Source organism: Bradyrhizobium sp., assembly GCF_016462955.1.
Taxonomy (GTDB): domain Bacteria; phylum Pseudomonadota; class Alphaproteobacteria; order Rhizobiales; family Xanthobacteraceae; genus Bradyrhizobium.
Genome location: NZ_JAEMSD010000436.1, coordinates 1,305 through 5,878 on the forward strand (window position 1 = coordinate 1,305; position 4,574 = coordinate 5,878).

The window sequence follows — 4,574 nt, forward strand, 5'->3', positions numbered from 1 at the left end:
GCACGCCTATCCCAAATTCGAGGCGGCGCGGTACTGGACTGCGGCGGCGGTGCTGGCTGCGGCAGGCGCGGCGATCTCGATGCTGCGCGACGTGATGGATCCGGGCTTTCCGCTGATCGGCGGCGGCGCCCTGATGATCTTTTCGTCGTGGCTCGCCTGCATGGGCGTCGCCCGGTTCTATCACCGGCCGGTGTCCTGGCCGGCGGCGGTCGCCAACTCCGTTCTGTGCAGCGCCGGTCTCGCCTTCTTCCTGCTCGTCACCGACAACATGCCGATGCGGGTCCTGATCTACTCGCTGGGTCAATCGACACCGATCGTGTTGACGCTGCCGCTGCTTCTCGGCAGGCAGAGCGGCCGGGAAAACCCGGGCGCGCGCCTCGCTGCGATCGTCGGCTTTCTGCTCCTGTTCATTCACGTGGTCCGCTCCGCCGCGGCGCTGCTCGGCTATGGCGGTCCCATCGTCGCCACCAGCTTCAACGGCTTGCAGGCGCTGATGATCCTGCTCCTGGTGTTCCTGGGCATGGGCTGGAACTTCGCCTGCCTGCTGATGGCGATCGAGCGGTTGCGCAACGAGGTCGCGGACCTTGCGCTGCTCGACGATCTCACCGGCGTCGCCAACCGGCGGCATCTCCTGCAGCGCCTGACCGAGGAATGTGCCCGCTCGGGGCGCAGCGGCGCGCCGTTCTCGCTGCTGGTGATCGATCTCGACGGCTTCAAGGCCATCAACGACACTCACGGCCATGCCGCCGGCGATGCCTGCCTCAAGCACTTCACCCTGATGGCGCAGACGCGGCTGCGGCCCGGCGACATGCTCGCCCGCACCGGCGGCGACGAGTTCTGCGTCGTGCTGCCGTCCTCGTCGCTGCGCGAAGCTGCCACCATCGCCCGCCGCGTGCTCGAGGCCTGCCGTCAGGATGCCGAGGCTTGCACCCCCGGCGACATTCCGATCGCGATCTCGATCGGGGTCGCGGAGTGGGATCGCAGCATCGGCGATTTCCCCGACCGCCTGATGGCCAATGCCGACCACGCCCTGTATGCCGCCAAGAAGAACGGCAAGAACGATTTTGCGGTCTATGATCCGGCCCCGCCGCCGCTCTCGCCCGAGACGATCGAAGCGCTGCGCAAATTCGCGTAAAGTGGGCTTGCCTCGGGTTGCATTGGACGTGCCTGATGATGTCTCGCCTGGCTGCTGCTGCGTTCGCCGCGCTCCTTCTTGTCGCTCCCGCCGCCGCTGACGATGCCGAGCTTGCAAGGCTCGCGCGCGCCTCCGGCACGCCCGACATTCCCGGCCTGAAGATGGTCTGGCTGGCGCCCTGGGGCGACGTCCGCAACGCCAACCCCTGGCGCAACATCATCGTGCACCAGACCGAGGGACCCGCGGGCTCGGCGCGCGGCGGCGCGCTGGCGCAGGCGAAGAACCCGACGCGGCGCGGCGTCACGGTGTGGGTCGAGACTGACGGCACGGTGTATTGGGCGGTCGCCGAAAATCTTGTGCCGACCCATGGCGACGGCGCCAACCGCAACGACAACAAGTACATCGACAACAAGTCGACCTATCGCCAGGTGGTGCGCGACAATTCGATCGGCGTCGAGTTCGCCGGCAACTATCCCGATGTCACGACGGCACCGACCGAGGCGCAGGTCGCGGCGTGGAAGATCCTCGTCAAGGTGCTGCGCACGCGCTACGGCATCCCGCTCGACCGCGTCTACGCGCACAACTGGATCGACTACAAGGACGCCCGCTATTGCGAAGGCTGCACGCTCGCGACCATGGCAAGGCAGTGGGGGGAGTAGTTGGTTGTCATTCCGGCGCGCCTCTTGGCGCGAACCCGGAATCCATCTTGTGTCAGAGTTGGTGGATGGATGGATTCCGGGCTCGCGCTGCGCGCGCCCCGGAATGACGGCGGAGTGCCCACCCTCCAACAAAAAAGCCGGCGTTGCCGCCGGCTTTTTCGCTCTTTCGATCCGCCAATCTCTTGTGCTGAAACGCCCGCTTAGTGCGCGGCTTCCAGCGCAGCCTGTTCGGCCCTTGCGATCGTGCCCTTCACCGCGGACTGCACCTTCTCGAAGGCGCGGACCTCGATCTGGCGGACGCGCTCGCGCGACACGCCGAACTCGGCGGCAAGGTCTTCCAGCGTCATCGGATCATCGGCGAGGCGGCGAGCCTCGAAGATGCGGCGTTCGCGCGGGTTGAGCACGCCCATGGCGCCGTTCAGCGCGTCACGGCGGTGATCATACTCCTCGTGCTCCGCCATCATAGCTTCCTGATTGGGCGTATTGTCGACCAGCCAGTCCTGCCATTCGCCGGCTTCGCCGTCGTCGCGGATCGGCGCGTTCAGCGACGCGTCCCCGCCGAGGCGGCGGTTCATGTCGATGACGTCCTGATCGGTGACGCCGAGGCGCTTGGCGATCGTCTTCACCTGGTCGGGGCGGAGATCGCCCTCGTCCAGTGCGTTGATCTTGCTCTTCGCCTTGCGCAGGTTGAAGAACAGCTTCTTCTGGTTCGCGGTGGTGCCCATCTTCACGAGCGACCAGGAACGCAGGATGTACTCTTGAATCGACGCCTTGATCCACCACATGGCGTAAGTAGCGAGACGGAACCCCTTCTCGGGCTCGAATCGCTTCACCGCCTGCATCAGGCCGACATTGCCTTCCGACACGACCTCGGAAATCGGCAGGCCGTAGCCGCGATAGCCCATGGCAATCTTGGCCACGAGTCGGAGATGGCTGGTGACGAGCTGGTGAGCCGCGTCCCGATCGTCATGCTCGCGCCAACGCTTGGCGAGCATGTACTCCTGCTGGGGTTCCAGCATCGGGAACTTGCGGATCTCGGCGAGGTAACGAGAAAGGCCGGATTCTCCATTGAGGACCGGCAAAGAAGCGGTACGGGCCATAGTGCGCCCTCCAAATGGTTCAGGCCCCCGATAGCGGCGGGCCAGGCAGACGACCGCTGTGTCAAAGCCGGCCGGGCTGCGATGTTCCGCGTTGGTCATTTCAACGCACGCGCAATATACCTCATTGGGGGTCAAAAAGGGAAGGATTGCTGACGTCACGTCCCCGTGTGGCAGCTATAACTTTTTGTAATGTAAAGCCTTTCTGAAGCCGGCTGCGTCATAGCGCCGCTTTGAGGGCGCTTTCCAGGAGAACCAAATCCTCCGGCAAAGGCGCCTCCCAGTGCAGAAGTTCTCCCGTCCTCGGGTGCTCCAGCACCAGCAGGTAAGCATGTAAGGCCTGCCGTCCCAGCGCCGCCAATGCTGATTGCGACTCAGGGCCCAGCTGGTTCGCCTTGGTCTTGAAATGCGGGCCATAGACCGCATCCCCCATCAGCGGATGGCCGATATGGGCAAGGTGGACGCGGATCTGGTGCGTGCGGCCGGTCTCGAGCTCGCAGGCGAGCAGGGCGGCCACCGGCTTGCCGTCGCGGCCGGCAAAGCTCTCCAGGATGTCCCAATGCGTCACCGCCTCGCGGCCGCCCTGGCGCACGGCCATCTTCTCGCGCGCATGCGGATGGCGGTCGATCGGCGCATCGACGGTGCCGCGGTGCCGGTGCGGCACCCCCCACACGAACGCCATGTAGCCGCGCCGCATCTCGCCGGTCCGGCCGTGGTCGGCGAATTGCGCCGATAGCGCGGCGTGGGCGAGGTCGTTCTTCGCCACCACCATCAGCCCCGTCGTGTCCTTGTCGAGCCGGTGCACGATGCCGGGCCGGCGCACCCCTCCGATGCCCGACAGCGAGCTGCCGCAATGGGCGATCAGCGCATTCACCAGCGTTCCGGTCTCGTGGCCCGCCGCGGGGTGCACCACGAGGCCCTTGGGCTTGTTGATGACGACGATGTCGTCGTCCTCGAACACGATATCGAGGGCGATCTCCTCCCCCTTGGGCTCGGCGGGCGCCGCCTCGGGCACGTCGATTGTGATCGTATCGCCGGGACTGACGTGATAAGCGGGGTCGCGGACCGCGGCGGCCTTCAGCTGCACTGCGCCCGCCAGGATCAGGGCCTTCAGCCTCGATCGCGACAGGTCGGTAAGGCGCGCCGCCAGCACGCGGTCGAGCCGGGCCGAGCCCTCGTCGCCCCCGACCACGACCTCCAACCGCTGCGCTGACCCAGAGCTTTCCATGACGACGTCTGATACCGCTGTTCCCGAACCGACCCCCGAGCAGGCCGCGCTGTTCGCGCGGGTGCGGCGGATGATGCTGATCGCGGGGTTGACCACGGCGCTGGCCTTCTGCGCCGTGCTGATCGCGGTGGGCTACCGCCTTTTCAAGTCCGAGGGAAGGGCGGTGGAAGCCGGCGGCGACGTCACCGCCACCCTGCCGAAGGGCGCCCGGATCGTCTCCACCGGCGTCGCCGGAGACCGCTTGGTGGTCACGCTGGACCTCGGCGGCGTGACCGAGATCCGCACCTTCGACGCCCACACGCTCAAGCCGGCCGGAAAGCTGAAATTTGCCAACGAGCCGTAAAACGGCGGTTCGGGTCCTTGCGGCGGACAAATTTCGAGGCTATTGGCTAGCCCTCACGCTCCCTTCGTCTAGCGGTTAGGACGCGGCCCTCTCAAGGCTGAAACAGGGGTTC

General features: G+C 66.2%; 5 protein-coding genes. 3 read left to right on the plus strand and 2 right to left on the minus strand.

What is annotated here, in order from left to right; genetic code table 11:
* A partial coding sequence (locus tag JHD07_RS30885; RefSeq protein WP_291629012.1) for a GGDEF domain-containing protein occupies window positions 1-1,135 on the plus strand: 1,135 nt, incomplete at its 5' end.
* 35 nt (window positions 1,136-1,170) lie between these two features.
* Window positions 1,171-1,794 (plus strand): peptidoglycan recognition family protein, encoded by a 624-nt coding sequence (locus JHD07_RS30890; protein ID WP_291629014.1) that lies wholly within the window; start codon window positions 1,171-1,173, stop codon window positions 1,792-1,794.
* A 200-nt stretch (window positions 1,795-1,994) separates the two neighbouring features.
* Here the strand turns inward: JHD07_RS30890 and rpoH are convergent, their stop codons facing one another.
* Together rpoH and JHD07_RS30900 are read right to left on the minus strand one after the other, a co-directional pair.
* Window positions 1,995-2,894 (minus strand): RNA polymerase sigma factor RpoH, encoded by a 900-nt coding sequence (rpoH, locus tag JHD07_RS30895; RefSeq protein WP_291629016.1) that lies wholly within the window; start codon window positions 2,892-2,894, stop codon window positions 1,995-1,997.
* A 217-nt stretch (window positions 2,895-3,111) separates the two neighbouring features.
* Window positions 3,112-4,119 (minus strand): RluA family pseudouridine synthase, encoded by a 1,008-nt coding sequence (locus JHD07_RS30900; protein WP_291629018.1) that lies wholly within the window; start codon window positions 4,117-4,119, stop codon window positions 3,112-3,114.
* Here JHD07_RS30900 and JHD07_RS30905 point away from each other — a divergent pair.
* A complete protein-coding gene (locus tag JHD07_RS30905; RefSeq protein WP_291629021.1) occupies window positions 4,118-4,462 on the plus strand; it encodes a hypothetical protein in 345 nt (114 codons plus the stop codon). The two genes, JHD07_RS30900 and JHD07_RS30905, sit on opposite strands and share 2 nt — an antisense overlap.
* Window positions 4,463-4,574: the final 112 nt, after the last annotated feature.

Excerpts from the sequence above, each read along its gene's own strand:
- JHD07_RS30890 (WP_291629014.1), top strand. The coding sequence starts at position 1,171 with ATGATGTCTCGCCTGGCTGCTGCTGCGTTCGCCGCGCTCCTTCTTGTC.
- rpoH (WP_291629016.1), bottom strand. The coding sequence starts at position 2,894 with ATGGCCCGTACCGCTTCTTTGCCGGTCCTCAATGGAGAATCCGGCCTT.
- JHD07_RS30905 (WP_291629021.1), top strand. The coding sequence starts at position 4,118 with ATGACGACGTCTGATACCGCTGTTCCCGAACCGACCCCCGAGCAGGCC.
- JHD07_RS30900 (WP_291629018.1), bottom strand. The coding sequence starts at position 4,119 with ATGGAAAGCTCTGGGTCAGCGCAGCGGTTGGAGGTCGTGGTCGGGGGC.